General features: G+C 43.7%; 18 protein-coding genes. 13 read left to right on the top strand and 5 right to left on the bottom strand.

Annotated elements, in window-relative coordinates:
* Positions 1-34: 34 nt before the first annotated feature.
* Complete coding sequence (gene aceB, locus E0Z06_RS03515; RefSeq protein WP_132581940.1) at positions 35-1,639, bottom strand: malate synthase A; 1,605 nt, start codon at positions 1,637-1,639, stop codon at positions 35-37.
* Positions 1,640-1,877: 238 nt separating this feature from the next.
* Between aceB and E0Z06_RS03510 the strand changes: the two genes are divergently transcribed.
* Positions 1,878-2,528, top strand: a complete 651-nt coding sequence (locus tag E0Z06_RS03510) for a DUF2726 domain-containing protein (RefSeq protein WP_132581938.1) — start codon at positions 1,878-1,880, stop codon at positions 2,526-2,528.
* A gap of 139 nt (positions 2,529-2,667) precedes the next feature.
* Positions 2,668-2,862 (top strand): hypothetical protein, encoded by a 195-nt coding sequence (locus tag E0Z06_RS03505; RefSeq protein ID WP_132581936.1) that lies wholly within the window; start codon positions 2,668-2,670, stop codon positions 2,860-2,862.
* A 72-nt stretch (positions 2,863-2,934) separates the two neighbouring features.
* Here E0Z06_RS03505 and E0Z06_RS03500 read toward each other — a convergent pair whose 3' ends face one another.
* The 3 genes from E0Z06_RS03500 to E0Z06_RS03490 form a co-directional block, all read right to left on the bottom strand.
* Positions 2,935-4,020: an AI-2E family transporter gene (locus tag E0Z06_RS03500; RefSeq protein WP_132581934.1), complete on the bottom strand. Its 1,086-nt coding sequence runs from the start codon at positions 4,018-4,020 to the stop codon at positions 2,935-2,937.
* 27 nt (positions 4,021-4,047) lie between these two features.
* Entirely contained in the window at positions 4,048-5,289 is a 1,242-nt protein-coding gene (locus E0Z06_RS03495; RefSeq protein WP_132581932.1) for a DUF819 family protein, read from the bottom strand.
* A gap of 123 nt (positions 5,290-5,412) precedes the next feature.
* Complete coding sequence (locus tag E0Z06_RS03490) at positions 5,413-5,757, bottom strand: HopJ type III effector protein (RefSeq protein ID WP_132581930.1); 345 nt, start codon at positions 5,755-5,757, stop codon at positions 5,413-5,415.
* A 160-nt stretch (positions 5,758-5,917) separates the two neighbouring features.
* Here E0Z06_RS03490 and E0Z06_RS03485 point away from each other — a divergent pair, with 160 nt between their 5' ends.
* Entirely contained in the window at positions 5,918-6,370 is a 453-nt protein-coding gene (locus tag E0Z06_RS03485; protein ID WP_132581928.1) for a methylated-DNA--[protein]-cysteine S-methyltransferase, read from the top strand.
* 28 nt (positions 6,371-6,398) lie between these two features.
* On the opposite strand, the gene E0Z06_RS03480 is transcribed toward E0Z06_RS03485, so the two are convergent.
* A complete protein-coding gene (locus E0Z06_RS03480) occupies positions 6,399-6,935 on the bottom strand; it encodes a hypothetical protein (RefSeq protein ID WP_132581927.1) in 537 nt (178 codons plus the stop codon).
* 203 nt (positions 6,936-7,138) lie between these two features.
* On the opposite strand from E0Z06_RS03480, the gene E0Z06_RS03475 reads away from it, so the two are divergent.
* From E0Z06_RS03475 to lnt, 10 genes are all read left to right on the top strand, one after another.
* Positions 7,139-8,026 (top strand): pirin family protein, encoded by an 888-nt coding sequence (locus E0Z06_RS03475; RefSeq protein WP_132581926.1) that lies wholly within the window; start codon positions 7,139-7,141, stop codon positions 8,024-8,026.
* 81 nt (positions 8,027-8,107) lie between these two features.
* A complete protein-coding gene (gene mtnN / locus E0Z06_RS03470) occupies positions 8,108-8,818 on the top strand; it encodes a 5'-methylthioadenosine/S-adenosylhomocysteine nucleosidase (RefSeq protein WP_132581925.1) in 711 nt (236 codons plus the stop codon).
* A gap of 1 nt (position 8,819) precedes the next feature.
* On the top strand, positions 8,820-9,794 hold the full coding sequence (locus E0Z06_RS03465) for a cobalamin biosynthesis protein (protein WP_132581923.1): 975 nt from the start codon (positions 8,820-8,822) through the stop codon (positions 9,792-9,794).
* A gap of 110 nt (positions 9,795-9,904) precedes the next feature.
* Entirely contained in the window at positions 9,905-14,434 is a 4,530-nt protein-coding gene (locus E0Z06_RS03460; protein ID WP_132581921.1) for an EAL domain-containing protein, read from the top strand.
* 109 nt (positions 14,435-14,543) lie between these two features.
* On the top strand, positions 14,544-15,392 hold the full coding sequence (locus E0Z06_RS03455) for a DMT family transporter (RefSeq protein WP_132581919.1): 849 nt from the start codon (positions 14,544-14,546) through the stop codon (positions 15,390-15,392).
* Positions 15,393-15,484: 92 nt separating this feature from the next.
* Positions 15,485-16,918 (top strand): tRNA (N6-isopentenyl adenosine(37)-C2)-methylthiotransferase MiaB, encoded by a 1,434-nt coding sequence (miaB, locus tag E0Z06_RS03450; RefSeq protein WP_132581917.1) that lies wholly within the window; start codon positions 15,485-15,487, stop codon positions 16,916-16,918.
* Between the two features lie 44 nt (positions 16,919-16,962).
* On the top strand, positions 16,963-17,967 hold the full coding sequence (locus tag E0Z06_RS03445; protein WP_132581915.1) for a PhoH family protein: 1,005 nt from the start codon (positions 16,963-16,965) through the stop codon (positions 17,965-17,967).
* Positions 17,967-18,428 carry an rRNA maturation RNase YbeY gene (ybeY, locus tag E0Z06_RS03440; protein WP_132581913.1) on the top strand — a complete coding sequence of 154 codons (462 nt, stop codon included), beginning with the start codon at positions 17,967-17,969 and terminating at the stop codon, positions 18,426-18,428. The genes E0Z06_RS03445 and ybeY overlap by 1 nt, the downstream gene beginning before the upstream one ends.
* Positions 18,429-18,460: 32 nt before the next feature.
* Positions 18,461-19,333, top strand: coding sequence for a transporter associated domain-containing protein (locus tag E0Z06_RS03435; RefSeq protein ID WP_132581911.1), 873 nt, complete (start codon positions 18,461-18,463; stop codon positions 19,331-19,333).
* Positions 19,334-19,338: 5 nt separating this feature from the next.
* On the top strand, positions 19,339-20,892 hold the full coding sequence (lnt, locus tag E0Z06_RS03430) for an apolipoprotein N-acyltransferase (protein WP_243695551.1): 1,554 nt from the start codon (positions 19,339-19,341) through the stop codon (positions 20,890-20,892).
* The last annotated feature ends 12 nt before the right edge of the window (positions 20,893-20,904 follow it).

Below are 20,904 nucleotides of genomic sequence, written 5' to 3'. Positions count from 1 at the left end.
ACTGACAGCGCCTTTTGCATTTGGTTTACTCAGCTTAATCTAGTAACTGATAGGCTGGCAGGGTAAGAAAGTCTACTAGCTGTTCAGAAGTAGTAATATCTAGTAATAATTGCTGAGCACGAACAAAATTTTGCTCGGCCCAGTTAGTTTCACCTACTTCTGAGCGCACGATCTTTGCTTCTTGCTCTAGCATCGCGACAAATAGGGCTTTGGTAATCAGCTTGCCATTACTTAAGCTTTTTCCGTGTTTTATCCATTGCCAAATCGAGGTACGAGAAATTTCTGCCGTTGCAGCATCCTCCATTAAGCCGTAAATAGGCACACAACCTTTGCCGCTTAGCCATGCAGCAATATACTGCAGTGCCACACGAATATTAGTCCGCATACCTTCTTCGGTGCGCTCGCCCTCGCAAGGCGCTAATAGCTGCGCTGCGGTAATCTCTGCATCACTTTGGCGGCTAATATCCAACTGGTTTTGCTTATTACCTATTAAATATTTAGCAAACACCGCATTTGCTGTCGCAGCTAACCCAGGGTGCGCAACCCAGGTGCCATCGTGCCCATTACTCGCTTCTAGCTCTTTATCGGCATGCACTTTAGCTAAAATGGCCGCATTTTGTTCCGCATCTTTGGCGGGTATAAATGCAGCCATACCGCCCATGGCTAGCGCCCCTCTTTTATGGCAGGTTTTTATCAGCAAGCGTGAGTAGGCATTTAAAAATGGTTGTTTCATGGTAACCACTTGCCGATCAGGTAGGACGCGATCAGCATGATTTTTTAAGGTTTTAATATAACTAAAGATATAATCCCAGCGGCCACAATTGAGCGCTACAATGTGATCGCGCAGCATATATAGAATTTCATCCATCTCAAATACTGCCGGCAGAGTTTCAATTAACACGGTCGCACGAATAGTACCCGTACTTTGGCTAAACTTTTGTTCGGTATAGCTAAATACGTCAGCCCACCATTTAGCCTCGACATGAGTTTGTAATTTAGGTAGGTAATAATAAACACCGGTATTCTTGGCAAGTCGAACTTGATAGTTGTGTAAAAAATACAGCGCGAAATCAACCAGCGAACCAGGCACTTGCTCGCCATCAACTAGCAGATGCTTTTCAAATAAATGCAAACCACGCACCCGAGCAATCAGCAGCGCTGGGTCAGCGTTTAAGGCGTAATGTTTACCGGTTTGCGCATCGGTATAACTAATTTGACCTAAATTGGCATCACGTAAATTTATTTGCCCTTCGATAACACCGCTCCAGCTCGGTGCTTGCGAATCTTCAAAATCAGCCATAAACACTTTTACATCGGCGTTCAAGGCGTTGATGATCATCTTGCGCTCTACTGGGCCGGTAATTTCAACACGACGGTCTTGTAAATCAGCCGGTATTGCCGCTATCTGCCATTCCGACTGACGAATGTTAGCCGTCTGCGGCAAAAAATCAGGCAGTGCACCAGCGTCATACTGTTGCTGTTTGCTTTGACGTGCTGCTAGTAATTTAGTTAGCTCTGGACGAAATTTACGAGTCAATTCAACCAGCAAGGCACAGGCTTGCTCAGTTAGAATACTGTCATAATCTGCATTTAATGCTGCATTTATAGTTAAACCGGCACGGCTGATGCTTGTAGTCATAAGTCTGTCCTTTTATCGACGGATACCAATATTGGCGCATTAGCGGCTGGGTATCAGATTGAGCACGAACTATAAGCGCTTTTTAACTATAAAATACATTAATGCCAACAATGCTAGCCATTCACTACTGAAATACACAATTTTAGGTTTAAACCAAAAAGATGGCACAACTTGTGCTTAATAATATTTAAGTTATTGGTGTATCTGACACCTTGTCAATTTTCTGTCGGAGGTATGCATGGAATTTGTCCTGCTATTAATATTAATGTTAGTAATAGTGGTCGCGCTGGTGGCTAGCCGCTTTGTCGACAGTGGCAATCCGTTTCCACTACAAAGAAAAACCAGTTTATTTAGCCCAGTTGAACGCTCTTTTATGCAACTGCTAGAAAAAGCCGTAATTAACGAATATAAAATATTAAATCGTGTGCGCCTGTCAGATGTGTTGGATTTAAAAACCGGTATCAGCGATAAAGCGCGCAATAACACGCTATTAAAGCTAAATGCCAAGTATCTTGATTTTGTACTCTGCGATCCGACGGATTTAAGCGTAGTAGCAGTGCTAGATTTGGTAAACAACAGCACTAAAGATGGACACAATGCCGTACCTGACTGGTTTGTAAATGGCGCTTTAGATGCTGCAGGCGTGCCTTATCTGCGCATGAAAATAAAAGTAGGTTACACCGCAGCAGATATTCAAACGGCTATTGCGGCACGGTTAGGTAAAACAGTAGCTAAGCCAGAACCTATGTTTAAAGGTTTAGTGAAGAAAGGCCCAACACGTCCGGTACGCTCGCTAAAACCGGCAGTTAGCGGCAATACTTTGCCAGTGCCCGCTTTATCACACTCTCAAATTAAGGCGCAGCAAACTGCGCTTATACAGGCTTCTTAACGCTTTGGAGAAATGAGTCACTCCGCGCTAAGTTGAAATACCGCCCGCTGCAACGGGCGGTATTTTTTTATGCAAAATTAAGCTAAAGTAATCTTAGTGTCTGCCGCTACAGTCTAGATGAGTTGACAAAGGAGGTACTATGAGTCAATCCGTTGGCGCTGCATCATCAAACCAAGGCTATGAAGTTTTGGCAGCTGTAATGGCTAATAAGCAGCAAAATCAAGAAGCTAAAATGGCAACTATGCTAGTACAAAGTGCTATGCAATCAGTTGAGCAAGTACAAGCTTCTGCCCCAGTTGGTAACTTGGGACAAAATATTAATATTACGGTGTAATTAATATTTTTAAGAAAAAAGGCCAGTATAAAAACTGGCCTTTTGTATTTTATGTGACATGCACCGCTATGCTTAACTTTTATCTTGTTGTGCTAAAAAGTCTTTAAACTCTATGGTGTACAGCCTAATAAGCACTATGGTTAGGGCAAATATTATTGGCCCGTAAATTACACCGATTAAACCGAACAATTGAATACCACCAATCAGCGATAGAAATATAAGTAAAGTACTCATGCCTGAACTGCCCTGCATCAGCAACGGCCTAAGCACGTTATCAATAGAGCCCACTACGACTACACCCCATATCGCTAAAAACAATGCCCATGGCCAATCACCCGTTAGTAATAAATATACACAGGCTGGGATCCAAATTAGTGCCGTGCCTACCGCGGGAATAAACGAGGCAAATGCCATCATCGTCCCCCAAAATAAGCCTGGCAAACCAACAATAGCAATGGCAATACCACCAGCGACACCTTGGGCAATGGCAGTTAAAAACGAACCAATGACTGCCGAACGCGCTACAGTTTTAGCTTCACTTAACAACGCCTCTTCCTGCGAACGTGATAACGGAATTATCCAGTGCAATGAATTTACGATTTTTTCATGGTCGCGTAGTAAAAAAAACAAGATAAACAGCATCAATACGAAACCAAATATCAAACCGGTAATATCACCAACCAATTGGGTACTGAAATTTAATAGTTCTTTGCCAAAGCCAGATGAAAACTCGGTAAGTTGTTTCACAATGCTTTCGCCGCTAATTTCTCCAGCCGGCGATATTTGATTTACATAATCAAGTGTCCGTTGCACCGCGCCATGCTGCATTAGTTGCTCAGCGCCGCCGGTACTTAACCAATGATAACTTTGCTTAGTAAAGACTATACCTTGCTGTACTATTGCTATAAACACCAATGAAGCGGGCACCAAAATTACGACAACCAATAACAAACAAGAAAGGCTGGCGACGAGGTTAGGCTTACCGGGAATTTTTCGTTCAATATACTGATGTACTGGAAAGCATAATAATGACAGCACAAAAGCCAAGACGATGGCACCGACATAGGGTGCCACAAGTAAATAACTGGCATACAGCGCCAGTAATAACGCAATAATTAGCACATAGTGACGCGACTCTGTTTGAAACTTTGTAGCCATCAATATATCCTTTTAATTATGCCTTTATTACGGCGCAACCTGCTGTAAAATTAAACCGCAAATGTAAGCACCGTATGTCCCTAAGCCATAGCCCAGCACCGCTAGCAGCACACCAACTGGTGCGAGTGACGGATGAAACGCCGCTGCAACCACAGGTGCTGACGCAGCACCACCCACATTAGCCTGGCTACCAACTGCCATATAAAACATCGGTGCTTTGATCAGTCTTGCGACAATAATTAATAAACCGGCATGCACTGACATCCAGACAATACCTACTAAAAACATCAGTGGATAATCAAGAATGGCAGTAACATCCATATGCATGCCTATGGTAGCAACCAAAATATATAAAAATGCTGAGCCTACTTTGGATGCCCCCGCAGCTTCAAGGTTACGCACCTTGGTTGCCGACATAATTAAGCCCAAAGTAGTAGCAATAACCACCAACCAAAAAAAGCTACTGGTTAAACTGTATATTGCAAGTTGTGGTGCTACACGCTCAATCCAAGGCGCGATAAGATCGGCCAGTGCATGCGACAATCCGGTTACACCAAAGGCTACTGCAACAATCAACATAATGTCAGTTAATGTAGGAATACGCGCATTTTCAGCTTGGTATTTTTCGATTTTTTCGCGCAGGTGCATAATACCGCTGGTATCCGCACCATTTTTACGGTCAAAAAACTCAGCACGGCTGGCTATAAATAACAGCACCGCCATCCATACGTTTGCCACCAGTACATCTACAGTAATCATTACCGAGAAAATGCTGCCATCAACGTTAAATACTTCTTTCATTGCGGCTTGGTTAGCTCCACCGCCAATCCAACTGCCAGCAATGGTCGTCATACCACGCCATACGTCATCGCCACCTAGCTCTTGTGGGAAAAAATATCCCATAGTAATTAGCGCTATAGGCCCGCCAATAATAATACCGGCGGTACCGGTTAAAAACATAATTAATGCTTTAGGGCCAAGGCCAAGAATAGCTCTAAAATCAACACTAAGCGTCAACAATACTAAACTTGCTGGCAGTAGATAGCGTGACGCCATTTTATATAATGATGAACCTTCACCATCAATAATGCCAAAACTATTAAACAGTGATGGAATAAAGTAACACAGCAGTAATGCTGGTACATATTTATAGAACGCTTTAAAAAAACGATTATCGCTGTGACTGGTATAAAAAACAGCGCCTAAAATAGCCGCCATTAAACCAAGTACTACGGCATCATTAGTGATAAGTACACTGGATTCTTGCATTGGGAACCTTGAAAATTAAGTTATTGTTATGTAGACAAACGGCTGCCAAAATACCACAGCACTCGCCCAGAACAAAGTAGACCAACCTAAGTAGTAGCCAATTTACGTTAATGCTGAGATAAATTAGCCCATTTTCGCAGTTAAAGGTTGGTTATCAAATACTACGCCAGCCCAACCACTACGCATAAAGTTTCGGATATTTTGATGATCGTGCGCTTTAGGTGTTGCCATTACCTGCCGGTAATAATCGCCATACAAATGTAACGTTTGTGGAGCAGATAATTGATGTAGCGCACCAAAGGCTAAGATTTTACACGAACCATTATTTTCGCCAGCGGCGTTAAATAGCTCGCCATTTTTAAATGCACTCGGTGTAAAGTTATACAATTCATCGATCAACGTTATACTTTGTATAAAGCTAATACTTAGCGGTTCTGTACTTAGTTGGATAAAAAAATGTTCTAACATGGCAATTCCTATGCAATACCGTCCATAAAACTCTCCAGCGGTAATACTAAGCGCACCCAGCAAACTTCGCAATACAACCAATAGGAACAGTCACTATTGTCATATAATATGCTTAGACCACGTTATTGCTCGGCAATGCTATAAATTTGGAGGTTACCCAGTGTTTACTCAATATATAGATAGCCCGCTTGGGCCCATTAAAATACAGGCTAACGACAAGGGTATCACTGAAATTGCTTTTGTTAGCAGCACCCTATCGGCTACCAACACCTCAAGCTTAACCAAGCAGGCAGCGCTGCAGTTAAGCGCTTATTTTGCCGGTGAACTTAATCAGTTTAATTTATCACTTGACGCTACAGGTACCGTATTTCAAAAACAAGTTTGGCATGCGCTATGCGACATCCCTTTTGGCACTACCCGTAGCTATGGTGACATTGCACAGCAGATTAATAATATCAAAGCCGTGCGCGCAGTCGGCGGTGCTAATGGCCGCAATCCAATTGCAATAGTGGTACCTTGCCACAGAGTGATTGGCGCGAACGGCACCCTTACCGGTTACAATGGTGGGCTAGATAAAAAAACTTGGTTGCTAAAACACGAACAGCGCCAATAGGCGCTGTGCGTTAAAGCTTAAATCTAAATTAGAATTGGTATGACATACCAAAACGGAATTCATTTTTTGTATCGCCGCTATTTAATGCGATATTGCTACGAATTGCCCAATCTGGGCTTAAATAAAATGCGATACCACCGGCTAAACTACCGTAATTATCGCCAATAGAGTGGTAGGTAGCTTCAGAGTACAACTCAACCTGTGCAGTTAGTGGATGACGCATACCTACACCACCGTAACCACCTGTATCGTCTGCATCGCCAGATGCATTTTCAATACCGGCTAAAACGTAAGTTTGTGTAGTAGGCGAGAAATCTAGTTTAAAACCAGTTAAATACTTTGCGCCCACTTGAACTAGGTTGGCATCAAATTGCCCTTCTGATAAGCGCGTATAACTACCGTCTACTACCCAGTTGTTATCTACACGGAATGAACCTTCAATATAAGGGCCATCAGAACCCATGTCGGTATAACCAGCGCCTACATAATCCCATTTGATATTAGCTTGCGCACCTGCTGCAAACGCTAATGCTACAATACTCGCTAATGCTAATGACTTTTTCATTTTATTGCTCCTTGTTTTCCCCTAGATGAGGGATGTTAGGTACTGCTTTGTTTTAATGACGTTAGCTTAGTGCTCACGAATTAACGCTGGCTGAACTACTCGCAGTGCAACCATTCGCTTTTATAGATAAATTAATGGCAAATTATGCGGTTTTATTTATATTTCCCATGATGTTTAATAGAAAAAACCTTGCGGAGTACATCATGACAAATCGTACCTTAGTGCGTCTAATTCCTTCAATTGCCGCGTCTGACGGTGCCGGTGTAAAAATTAAACGCAGCCTTGGCCAAAACCAGCACACGAGGTTAGATCCATTTTTAATGCTGGATTTTTTTGGTTCAGATCAACCCGGCGATTATATTAAAGGTTTTCCGCCCCACCCTCATCGCGGTTTTGAAACCGTAACCTATATGTTAGATGGCCATATGCTGCATCAAGATCATTTAGGCAACCAAGGGCATTTAAAAAGCGGTGGCGTGCAGTGGATGACGGCCGGTCGTGGTATTATTCATTCTGAAATGCCACAACAGGAAGCGGGTGTAATGCAAGGCTTTCAGCTTTGGCTTAATTTACCAGCCAAAGAAAAAATGAAGGCACCAGCCTATGTCGATATTACGCCCGAGCAGATCCCGACACTTCAGCTGTTGCAGGGCAGTATTAAGGTTGTTGCAGGTACACTACACACGAATAACCAACAGTTAAGTGGGCCAATTCAAGGCTTAACTACCGAACCACAATATTATGACGTGCACTTAAATGCTGGACAAAGCCTTAGCTTGACGCTACCAGCAGAGCACAATGCTTTTATTTACCCTTATATTGGTACTGTTAGCGTACAAACTGAAACCGACACGCAGCAAGTTCCATTGCATCAGGCGGGTATCTTAAGCTTAGGCAACACTCTGCTAATACACGCCGAGCACGCCGCTAAAGTACTAATATTAGCCGCACAACCCATTGGTGAGCCGATAGTGCAATATGGCCCTTTTGTAATGAACACTGCGGCTGAAATTGAACAGGCAATATTTGACTACCAACAGGGTAAACTTGCCGTTGACAGCACAATGCAAAGCATTACCTTACAACAATAAACTGCAGATAACGCATCAGAAACGGGCTTTTCTTTTCATGGCGCTTTATACTAGCGCCTTTGTCACTGAAGAGAATAAAGCATGCACTTAATTGGCATTATCGGCGCAATGGAGCCAGAAGTGGCGTTGCTGCGCCAGCAAATTAACAACGTAACGACCACCACGCTAGGTAGTTATACTTTTTATTGTGGTAGTTTAGCTAATGTTCAAATTGTGTTAGTGCAATCAGGCATTGGTAAAGTAGCGTCAGCGCTGGCTACGGCTTTACTTATCCAACATTTCAAACCTACCGCGGTTATTAACACCGGTTCAGCTGGCGGTTTTGATCCAGATCTTAACGTAGGTGATGTCGTAATAAGCACCGAAGTGCGCCATCATGACGTTGATGTTACCGCTTTTGGTTATGAAATTGGCCAAGTACCACAGATGCCAGCAGCATATAATGCCCACCCGTTATTAATTAATGCGGCTGAACAAAGCATTCGAGCCTTAGGTTTTTGTAAAACAAAAAAAGGTCTCATTGCCACTGGCGACAGCTTTATTTGCGATCCGGCGCGTATTAATGTTATTCGTCAGCAGTTTCCTACTATGTTGGCAGTAGAAATGGAAGGCGCAGCTATTGCTCAAGTTTGCCACATGCTACATACGCCTTTTGTTGTAATTAGAAGTTTAAGCGATATTGCGGGCAAAGAATCACCACAATCATTTGAAGCCTACCTTGAGGTTGCGTCGAAAAACAGTTCTGCGATGGTGCTTGAGTTATTAAGTCGCCTAAGCAGCGTTACGTTATAAGATGCCTTGGTTTAATAGCCTAATCTGGCCTGAAGGTGTTTCAACCTATCCTGCTTTGCTATTAGTTGTGGTGTTGGCAGCGCGTATTTTTCCGCTGCCAGTGTTGTATCATCCACTAACGCTATTTAGTCATCTAGCAACCAGACTAGCGATAAAAGTTAACCCAGATCCTAACCGTTCACCAAAGCAGTTACTGATATCGGGCAGCTTAGCATTGTTGTTGGCGTGGCTACTGCCTATGGCATTAGTATATAGCCTTTATCTGTTTTCTGAGTTGCCATTAATATTGGACGCGTTGTTATTGTATTGCAGTTTAGACTGGCATACTAAGCAGCAACAGGCCTATGCTATACAACAGCGCTTGCAAGCTGGCCAGCTAACGTTAGCGCGTGAGCAGGCGCAAACATTATTATGCCGTCAGACCAGCATGCTAAGCGCAATGGGCATCAGCAAGGCAATATTAGAAAGTTTAACTTTACGCTCGGCAAGCCAATTTATCGGCGTACTGTTTTGGTTTTTACTCGGTGGAGGTCTTGCCGCTCTTGGCTACCGCTTAGTGTTAGAGTTGCAACAGCAATGGAACACAAAGCTCCGCGTTTATCGCTATTTTGCTGCACCAGTGGCTTTTGTTGGTAATACATTAAGTGCAGTACCCAAGTTATGTGCAACATTGTTATTAGCTATTCAGTTTGGCGTTATCCGCTGCTACCGTCAGTGTCGGCAGACAAGATTAAATATAAACCGTTATTCTTTTTATTTGTTGTGCTGCGCCAGCGTTGCAACGCGCCGCAGTTTAGGTGGCCCTGTATACTATGGAGCACAAAAACAACAACGTAGTAAAATAGTGCAGCAACACGAACCGCACGCTGCTGATATCAGCGCACTAGTAAAGCTATTACAGTTTTCTCATTTATGTTTGCTGATTATTATTGCCTGCAGTAGCGTATTACAGCTGGTGTGGCACCGAACTTACTAAATAACAGTTAAAATTAGAATGCTGGACAGCTACACATTATCGTTATATGTTTTGCCAATACGATAACAGTAGCGCAGTGCCATTAATAACGCTATGAGTCAGGAGTTTAAGTGAATTTTTTGCCGCATTTCTTGCGCTGCATAACCGTATTTCTTACTTTAACGGCTTGCAGCCTTTCCGCTGCGCCAATATTGCGGCCACTGACTCCGGATCAAGGCTTATCTCAAGGCTCAGTGCGAGACTTACTAATAGATAACGACGGTTTTCTCTGGATTGCTACTAATGGCGGAATTAATCGCTACGGTAGTACCAAAATAAGTCACATCACCGCGGAAGGCTACCAGCTAAAAGAACTGTCGTTTAGTAAGTTGCTACAAGATTCAAAAGGCAGAATATGGGCCGCCTCTGACAACGCTGGTATTTACTTATTTAACAGTCAATCGTCGGTATTTGAACTCTTTATGCCTCGTCCCAAAGACGCTGTTAATGAGCTGACCCACGAACACAGCATAATTTCATTACAAGAATACGATGACAAAACGCTCTTGTTCATTATGGGCGATGCGTTATATCAATTATCACTGGCTACTGGCATACCCGAGCAAATTTTCAGTTTATCAGCTAACGGCATTAAAGACGGCTGGCTGCGTGATTTACTAGTCAATGACGGTAATATTTTTATTGCCGCATTTAATGGCTTGTACTTTCTTGACTATGCCAGTAAACAGCACACCTTCTTACCCCATCTTACACCCGAGATGGCAAACACTGAATTAGCCAATAATGACGACCAAAAACACGTTAAATACTTAGCGCTAAAACACGACCGCATCTGGGTTGGTGCCGTCGAAGGCTTATATAGTATTGCCTATACCGATGTACAACGTTATTTGCGTGATAACACACCCTATACCCCAATACAGCACATTGCTCACCACAATATATGGCAAATATTATGGCAAGACGATAAAGCCCTTATTGCAACCGAGATGGGTTTGTATCAATTTGATGTTAACAACAACACCACCGCTACAGTATTGCGTTTTACTGAAAGCGGGCTTGATTTATTCGACAACAATATTATGGATATCGCTGCCGATAACTACGGCGGATACTGGTTAGGCTCGCGCGATGATGGCGCATATTATTGGCACCCACGCAGCAAAGCGTTTACTAATATAAACCGACAACCGGGCGAAATTAACAGCCTTAGCAGCGAAAAGGTGTTTGCCTTGGCTTCTGATGGGAAAAATACGCTTTGGGTCGGCACCAGCAATGGTTTAAATAAACTAGATTTAGCTAGTCATAATATTACCCAGTATTTGGTTAGCGAAGATGTAAAATCATACTGGCACGCTGGTTCTATCGTCAATATATACCCAGATACTAAGGGCAAACTATGGATACAGTCGCCAGAGGGTTTAAGATATTTCGACTCTGAACTTGGCAAGCTTAGTTTACCGCCAACCAACAACGATAATGACGCTAGGCGTTTAGCCAAGCCTTTAAGCCTTGTTTACCAGTATAAACAGCACTTTTATTTTGTTAGCGATAACGCTTTTTTTCGTTACACCCCTAGCTCTGGTGAATTAGTTGCATTGCCCGAGCTAGATACGGCTTTTGCTGGTATTGCATTTGGCCGCTTTGTTGGTGCAACTAATAACTCGGGACAATTATTACTCGGTGCTGCCGATCAACTTTGGCTTTATGATAGCCAACAACGCCATGTCAAATTAGTTTATCAGCATCCACATTACCAACCTGAACTTAATCGCCAAGCCGACGCCATGGTTACTGACAAAAACGGTACGCTTTGGGTTGGCTTCGCTGGCCTTGGTTTACTGGGGTTTGATAGTCAGACATTAGCATTACGTCATCGCTTTGACGACAACAAGCTAAGCTCTGATAAAGCTTACGCGTTGCAATATGATGTTGAAGGCAATGTCTGGTTTTCATCTCACAATGGTTTAGCAAGATTAAACCCTAACTCATTACAAATTGAACAATTTACTAAAGCCGATGGTTTACCAACCCACGAGTATAATGGCTCAGCATCAGTAAAATTAGCCGATGGCACTTTAGCCTTTGGCAGTATGCGGGGCGTTACGCTGGTAAATACCGCAGCACTTATCACCGAAGAGAAAGAACCCAATATTATTATCACCGCTATTAGCACACAAACCGGTAATAAATTAAACCTGAACGGTAATCTAAATGAGCGGCACGTCGACTTATCCTATAAAGATTACGGCATCGAACTGAACTTCAGCAGCATGAATTTTCGTGATGCACATAAAATGAAATATCGCCTTTGGTTAGAAGGCGGGCAAGACATTCAGTACCCACTGCAATCATCCGGCAAAGTTGTTTTTCCGCAATTAAACAGTGGTTATTATACTTTTAACGTTACAGCAATATCACCAACCAGTGGGCTTGAAAGTAAACCCGCTAGGTTATATTTACGTATCTCAGCCAACCCGTGGTTGTCTAGCAGGGCTATTGCGGGTTACGCCGCAAGTATATTAATTATTTGCGTTTATCTGTTAAACATAAGACGCCGACAACAACAACTTATTCGCCAAGCCTACCGCAATGTTAAGCAAAGTGAGCAACAACTAAAGCAAGCGTTAGCCTCGGTTGATAGCGGCGCGTGGGAATGGCAAGCCAGTAATAATTTATTTTATGCTTCACGTATTTACAACATGCTTGGCTATCAAGAAAAGATGGATCCGATGACCTTGTCGCAGCATGAAGCATTAATTCATCCTGATGACAAAGCAAATTACCAAGCACAATGGTTGCGCTTTATTCAGCAACCCGAGCAACAATTTGATTGCACTTACCGTATGCAACATCACAACGGACAGTGGTTATGGTTTCGCGATATAGGTAAGGCGACATTACAAGACGACAATGCCAATGTATTACGTGTGCATGGCACCTTTAGTAACATTACAGAAACCAGAGCCAGCCAAGAAAAAGCACGCTTGTTTGGTGAAGCGTTTCAGCAAACTCGTGACTGGGTAGTGATTCTAGATCACCGACAACGCGTCATTGCCGCCAACCAATCGTTCGCTACTGCTTTTGGTAACTTAGAACAATATATTGACCAACCACGTACCCACCATCTTGGTATCAGCCTGGTGCGGCGGCGTTTTTACACCAAATTGTTAAATACATTAAAAAGCGGTGAGCATTGGCAAGGTGAAGAGTTGGTTATTACACCTGATGGCCGAGAACGGCCTACGTTGATTAATATCAGTGCAATTGGCGAGCAGCAACAAAGTTTTTTCGTTTTAGTTTTTACCGATATCACCGCACAAAAACTAGCAGAAGACGAGTTGCGTTATCTTGCTAACTATGACGCATTAACCGGCTTACCTAATAGAGCGCTGTTAATGGATCGAATTTACCACGGTATTGACCAAGCAAAGCGAGACAAGCGTAGCTTGGCGCTGTGTTTTATCGATCTTGATAAGTTTAAACAAATTAACGACTCGCTAGGCCACGATATTGGTGATTTACTGCTAAAAGAAGTAGCACGACGTTTAACGCTGGCGTTACGCGACAGCGACACGGTAGCGAGGCTTGGTGGCGATGAATTTGTGATCCTACTTGAAGGCTATAAAAACCAAGACAATATTAGCCACGTCGCACGTAAAATGCTGACCATAATCAGCGAGCCCATGTTGCTTGGCACACATAACGTTGGTGTATCACCCAGTATTGGTATTGCGGTGTATCCTGAAGATGCCGTAACAGCGGCGGCATTACTAAAACATGCCGACGTTGCTATGTATCATGCTAAAGAAGCGGGTCGTAATAATTTCCAGTTTTTCACTGCAGAAATGAACGAAAAAGCCCATATGCGCCTTGCTCGGGAAACTCGCTTACGCAAAGCACTACAACATGATGAGTTTATTAACTATTATCAACCTATCGTTAATAGCCAAAGCCAAGAAATCGTTGGTGCTGAAGTATTACTGCGCTGGCAGAGCACTGAAGGTATGATCCCACCATCAGACTTTATTCCACTGGCTGAAGAACTACGTTTAATTATTCAAATGACGCAGCAGTTACTCGAGCGCGCGCTGCAAGATTTAAAACACTGGCATGACAACGGCCATAAAATATATTTATCTATTAACTTATCTACCCAGCATTTAGAGCAACCCGCGCTAGCTGAGCATACCCAAGAACTGCTACAAAAATATGATTTACCTGCTAGCTGCTTACGTTATGAAGTTACCGAAAGTGCATTAATGCGCGATCATGAAAGCGCCATAGAAACCATGTTGGCTTTAAGTAAGTTAGGTATACAACTTGCCCTTGACGATTTTGGCACCGGTTACTCATCGTTAAAATACTTAAAAGAACTTCCGATCGATGGCATTAAAATCGATCGTAGCTTTGTCAAAGACATTGGCATTGATAGCAGCGATGAAACCATAATAGAAGCCATACTCAGTATGGCTAACAGCCTAGGTATGTACTGCATTGCTGAGGGCGTTGAAACCGAACAACAACTGGCGTTTTTCAGCCGCCGCCAATGCTACCTTATTCAAGGGTATTTATTTGCCAAACCTATGCCAAGTGCACAAGTAATGGCGTTTTTACAACAGCAAACGTTAGCACCCTAACGCACTGCGTTAGGGTGCTACAGCAACGCGACAATAATTACGCAGCTACTACGGCTAAGGCTAACCGGTCTGATATACTGCGTTATCTTAGTCTGTATTCAGGTTATTTATGCTATCGCCGTTAGTTAAGGGGGCACTACTCCTATTATTGGCAGAAGCCTGCTTTGCCGGCATTGGCGCTATTGTTAAATTCACTAGCGGCACAGCATCAGAAGTTCAAGTAGTCTTTTTTCGTAACTTTTTCGCCTTAATATTGATGCTACCTTTTTTGTATAAGCATGGTTTTAGCTTATTAAAAACAAACCGCTGGTATTTACATCTTAGCCGAGCATTAACCGGCATTATCTCCATGTACTGTTTCTTCTATGTGTTAGCGCGTTTGCCACTAGCTCAAGGCATGCTGGTATTGTTGCTATCACCTTTTATTGTGCCAATAATCGCCCGATTTTGGTTAAAAGAGCGCCCTAGCCGTTTAACTCTATTTAGTATTTTATTAGGTTTTATTGGCGTGGTATTGGCAATGCCAGCCAATTACGGCAATGCCGAGGCTATTTTATTAGTCGGCTTATTATCTGCAGTATTAGTTGCAGTTACTAAAACCACCATCCGCTATATGTCTGATACTGAACCTGCGGTGCGCATCGTATTTTATTTTTCATTACTTACGGCAATATTATCGGCTATTCCGGTGCCATTTTATTGGCAACCGCTTAACAATACCGTATGGTTTGCCTTTGTTGCCATGGGTATATTGGCGGCTATTGGCCAACTTGCCATGACACGTGCCTATGCCATCGCGCCCGCCAGCGATATAGGCATGTGGACCTATAGCAGCGTTATTTTCGCCGGCTTATTTGGTTATTTATTTTGGCAAGAACCTGTAACCTTAGCGTGGCTTAGTGGCGTTTTGGTTATTCTGTATGCGGGCTACATAACCACTAGGCAAAAATTACTCTGACGACTGTTTTACGCAAGCTATGGCAACGAAGGCGCGAACAGGCTAAAATATGCTCCCTTTTTTCCAAGTGACGATACAGGTAATTACACGCAATGGGCAAAAAGCTGCACATTAAAACTTGGGGCTGCCAGATGAACGAATACGATTCATCAAAAATGGCTGACCTGCTAGATGCCACTCATGGCTTTACTCTGACTGAAGAAGCTGCAGAGGCAGATGTTATTCTGCTAAATACCTGCTCTATTCGCGAAAAAGCGCAAGAGAAAGTATTTCACCAACTAGGTCGTTGGCGTCTGCTAAAGGAAAAAAATCCAAGCTTAATTATCGGTGTTGGTGGCTGTGTCGCTTCGCAAGAAGGCGCGGCCATTCGTGAACGTGCGCCCTATGTCGATATCGTCTTTGGCCCACAAACTTTGCACCGCTTACCCGAGATGATCAACTCAGTACGCGGCTCAAAATCGCCAGTAGTTGACGTGTCTTTTCCAGAAATTGAAAAGTTCGACCGTATGCCAGAACCTAGAGCCGATGGCCCTACCGCCTTTGTTTCCATTATGGAAGGCTGTTCTAAATACTGTACCTTTTGCGTAGTGCCGTATACACGTGGCGAAGAAGTTAGCCGACCATTAGACGACGTATTATTTGAAATCGCCCAATTAGCCGAGCAAGGCGTGCGGGAAGTAAACCTATTAGGCCAAAACGTAAATGCGTTTCGTGGCGAAAAACATGACGGCACTATCTGCCATTTCTCTGAGCTATTACGTTTAGTGGCGGCTATTGATGGTATTGACCGCGTTCGCTACACCACGTCACACCCGGTAGAATTTACCGATGACATTATTGAAGTGTACCGCGATGTGCCTGAATTAGTTGACCACTTACATTTACCCGTACAATCGGGTTCAGACCGTATTTTAAACCTAATGAAGCGTGGCCACACCGCATTAGAATACAAATCGCAAATTCGTAAATTAAAACGTGTTCGGCCAAACTTAAGCATGTCGTCAGACTTTATTATTGGTTTTCCTGGTGAGGATGATGCCGATTTTCAAGCGACGATGGATTTGATCCAAGCTATCGATTTTGATATGAGCTTTAGCTTTATTTACAGTGCTCGCCCAGGTACACCGGCTGCCGATTTACCTGACGATGTAAGCGAAGATGCAAAAAAGCAACGGCTATACATTCTGCAAGACCGTATAAACCAGCAAGCACTGCGTATTGCTCGCGGTATGCTGGGCACAGAACAACGCATCTTGGTTGAGGGCCCATCCAAGAAAAACATTATGGAATTAACCGGCCGCACCGAAAACAATCGCGTGGTTAATTTTGAAGGCTCGCCCGAGATGATTGGCCAATTTGTTGACGTGAAAATTACCGATGTATTTAGTAATTCTTTACGTGGCGATTTGCTGCGCACCGAACAAGATATGGGCCTGCGCCGAGAAATTAGCCCACAGCAAATTTTAGCCAGACAAAAAACCGAACCGGTAGCTAATGCTATTGGCGTCGCTACCTTTACACCATAACTTCTGGGGGCTTTAATGCCCCCTTTTTGCACTGAGGCAAGCATTTGACTACAACCTTACATACCGCAGATTTAACGCTTGAGAACGCCGACAGCAGACGTTTAACCCTATTATGTGGCCCGTTTAACGACAATATAAGTCATATTGAACGACGGTTATTGGTAGACATTAGTCATCGCGATGACCAGCTGAAAATCTCAGGGCCTGCGGATAACGTCGCCGCAGCGCTAGATGTATTGCAACAGTTATATGCAGCTACAGCAGCGCCCAATGCTGAGCTAACACCAGAGCAAGTGCATTTATTAATTAGTCAGAACTACGATATTCAATACGAGCAGCAAGATGGCGAACATGCTGACTTTAGCCTTAAAACTAAAAAAGGTCTGATCAAGCCGCGTAACCCAAACCAAGCCGCTTACGTAAGTAACGTGCTGCGTCACGATGTCTGCTTTGGTGTTGGCCCTGCCGGCACAGGCAAAACTTACTTGGCGGTAGCCTGTGCGGTAGATGCGTTAGAGCGTAATTTTGTGCGGCGAATTATTTTAACTCGCCCAGCAGTAGAAGCTGGCGAAAAGCTGGGTTTTTTACCCGGTGACTTAGCACAAAAGGTTGACCCATATTTAAGGCCACTATACGACGCATTATTTGAAATGCTCGGCTTTGAAAAAGTAGAAAAGTATCTTGAACGCGGCGTAATTGAAATTGCGCCATTGGCGTACATGCGCGGTCGTACCTTAAATGATGCCTTTATTATTCTGGACGAAAGCCAAAATACGACGGTAGAACAGATGAAAATGTTTTTAACCCGTATTGGCTTTAGCTCTAAAGCAGTTATTACTGGCGATATTACTCAGGTTGACCTACCACGGGGCCAATATTCTGGGTTAAAACACGCTATTGATGTGCTTAGTGATGTTGAAGAAATTAGTTTTAATCACTTTAATGCCAAGGACGTGGTGCGCCACCCAATAGTGCAACGTATTGTTATGGCTTATGAAGCCCACGAAGCAGCCAAACTTGCCGCTACTGTTGCTATTAAAGGTGAATAATGGCCATTATTCTTGATTTACAATTGGCTAGCACAGCAGACAATCTGCCGTTAGAGACAGAGATCCAGCAATGGTTAGAAGCTGCTATATTGCCGTTTCAAGCAGAGGCTGAAGTTACCGTACGCATTGTCGATAACAATGAAAGCCAACAGCTTAACTTAGCTTATCGCGGTAAAGACAAACCCACTAATGTGTTAAGCTTTCCGTTTCAATGCCCACCAGGTATTGAATTGTCATTATTGGGCGATTTAGTTATTTGTGCCCCCGTAGTCGTGACCGAAGCGAAAGAACAAAGCAAAAGGATAACGGCCCACTGGGCACATATGGTCGTACACGGAAGCTTGCATTTATTAGGTTTTGACCATATAAATGACGATGATGCTGAACAAATGGAAACTGAAGAAGTAACCATATTGCAGCAACTTGGCTTTACTAACCCCTATTTGTTGGATGACGAATAGGTTTTTTTATTTTTTGGAGTAATAGTTCACCCATGAGTGACGATAACCCCCACTCTAGTCGTGGTTCTGCCGGTAAGTCCTGGTTAGAGCGTATCGCCAGTATCTTTAATGCAGAGCCACAAGATATTTCAGATTTACAAGAAATTATAAACGAGGCTGAACTACGTAGCCTGATCGATGCCGATACAAAAAGTATGCTAAAAGGCGTGCTAGAGGTATCGAGTATGCGGGCACGCGATATTATGGTGCCCCGCTCACAAATGGCAACCATCGACATAGATGATTCCGTTGCCGACATGCTGCCCATTTTGATGGAAAATAACCACAGTCGCTATCCCGTGGTGAATGAAGATAAAGACCATATCGAAGGTATACTGCTGGTAAAAGATTTACTGCAACATGCGCTTATGCCAAACGCGGCCGATTTGCATCTGCGTGATGTGCTGCGCCCAGCGGTAATTATTCCTGAAAGCAAACGAGTAGATGCGCTATTAAAAGAGTTTCGGCAAAAACGCTACCACATGGCTATCGTCGTTGACGAATACGGTGGTGTGTCGGGTTTAGTGACCATTGAGGATATTCTCGAACAAATTGTTGGTGAAATTGAAGACGAACACGACGACGAAGAAGAAGACGACATTAAAAAAATGGCCTCTCGCGTATTCCAAGTTAGCGCGCTTACGCCTTTAGACGAGTTTAACGAATCATTTAATACCAAGTTTGACGAAGAGGACGCGGATACCATTGGCGGCATTGTATTGCATGCCTTTGGCCATATGCCGACTAAAGGTGAGAGCATTGAACTACAAGGCTTAACCTTTAAAGTGAATAAAGCTAACAGCCGGCGCTTAGTGCAACTGCAAGTCATCCGCGCTAAAGATCCTGCCATGGCTGAAGAAAGCTAACACTCTTGGCCAACATTAATACTCGATTTAAACTCATGCTGCCTTACCTGCTACTGATACTAGCAGGTGGCGCAACTACGCTAGCATTTGCACCATTTACGCTATGGTGGCTGCCAGTGTTAACCCTGGCACTATTAGTATTTTATTTACAACACGCCACTAATGCAAAGCAAGCTTGGCTGCGGGGTTTTAGTTTTGGTTTAGGCTGGTTTGGCGTTGGTGTTAGCTGGGTGCATGTTAGTATTGACCAGTTTGGCGGCCTACCGCTAATAGGCAGTTTAGCGCTTATGGCGTTGCTGGTTGGTTACCTTGCGTTATTTCCGGCATTGGCCAGCTGGCTTAGTTATAAACTGCGTTCCATTACTTTTACCCCCTTACTGTTTGCCGTGTGCTGGGCACTAGCCGAATGGCTGCGTAGTGTATTACTTACCGGGTTTCCATGGTTGTCCATGGGTTATAGCCAAACGTCAGCCGGCTTAAAAGATTTAGCACCATTAATTGGCGAAACCGGCATTAGCTTTGTGTTAGCGTTTGCCGCGGCTGCCCTTGCACAATTGCTGCAACCGCAGCGTGCTATTAGCCGTTATAGCTATGTTATTATTGCGGGTATTGTTTTTGCCTTTAGCCCATTACTTAAGCCCTTTAGCGGCTGGCAATACAGCGACAAAACGCTATCTGTTCTGCTGGTACAAGGCAACGTTAAACAGGAGCTACGTTGGGCGCCAGAGCAAGAGTGGCCGACCATGCTTAAATACCTTGATTTAACTCGACCACATTTTAAAACCGACTTAGTGATCTGGCCAGAAGCGGCTATTCCTCAATTAGAACCGCAAGCAGAAACCTATCTCAACAATTTAAATCGTGCTGCACTTTATGCCAACACAGCAGTAATAACTGGCATTTTAGATTACAACTTTAAAACCCAGCAGGCGTGGAATAACCTTATTGTGTTAGGTAAGCGCGATTCAGACTCCAGTGATGGCGATTATTTTTATGGCCATGGTAATCGTTATAGCAAACACCATTTACTGCCTATTGGCGAGTTTGTACCCTTTGAAAACTGGCTACGTAAGTTAGCCCCCATCTTTGACTTACCCATGAGTTCATTTACTCGAGGTAGTTATGTGCAACCCAACTTAGTCGCAAATGGCTACCACCTATTACCGGCAATTTGCTTTGAAATTGCCTTTCCAGAGCAAATTGCCGCCAATATGACTGATGATACGCAATTGCTACTAACGGTAAGTAATGATGGCTGGTTTGGTGACAGTATTGGCCCGCATCAACATTTACAAATTGCGCAAATGCGAGCATTAGAATTTGGCCGGCCGTTGCTTCGGGCGACAAACAATGGCGTTACCGCGACTGTAGATGCTGGCGGCAATATCAGTGCACAAGCGCCGCAGTTTAGTGAAGCTGTACTGACAGATCAGTTACGCTTAACCCAAGGCATTACGCCTTACACACACTATGGTGATACGCCTTTACGGATACTGTGCTTAGTGCTGTTAATGCTATTTGCGTTAGGCCATTGGCGCCGCAACAAGCGCAGTATTTAAACCTAGGGTTAT

The organism is Rheinheimera sp. D18 (genome assembly GCF_004345025.1).
In the GTDB taxonomy this organism is placed as follows: domain Bacteria; phylum Pseudomonadota; class Gammaproteobacteria; order Enterobacterales; family Alteromonadaceae; genus Alishewanella; species Alishewanella metallidurans.
This window is presented reverse-complemented; position numbering and strand designations above follow the sequence as displayed.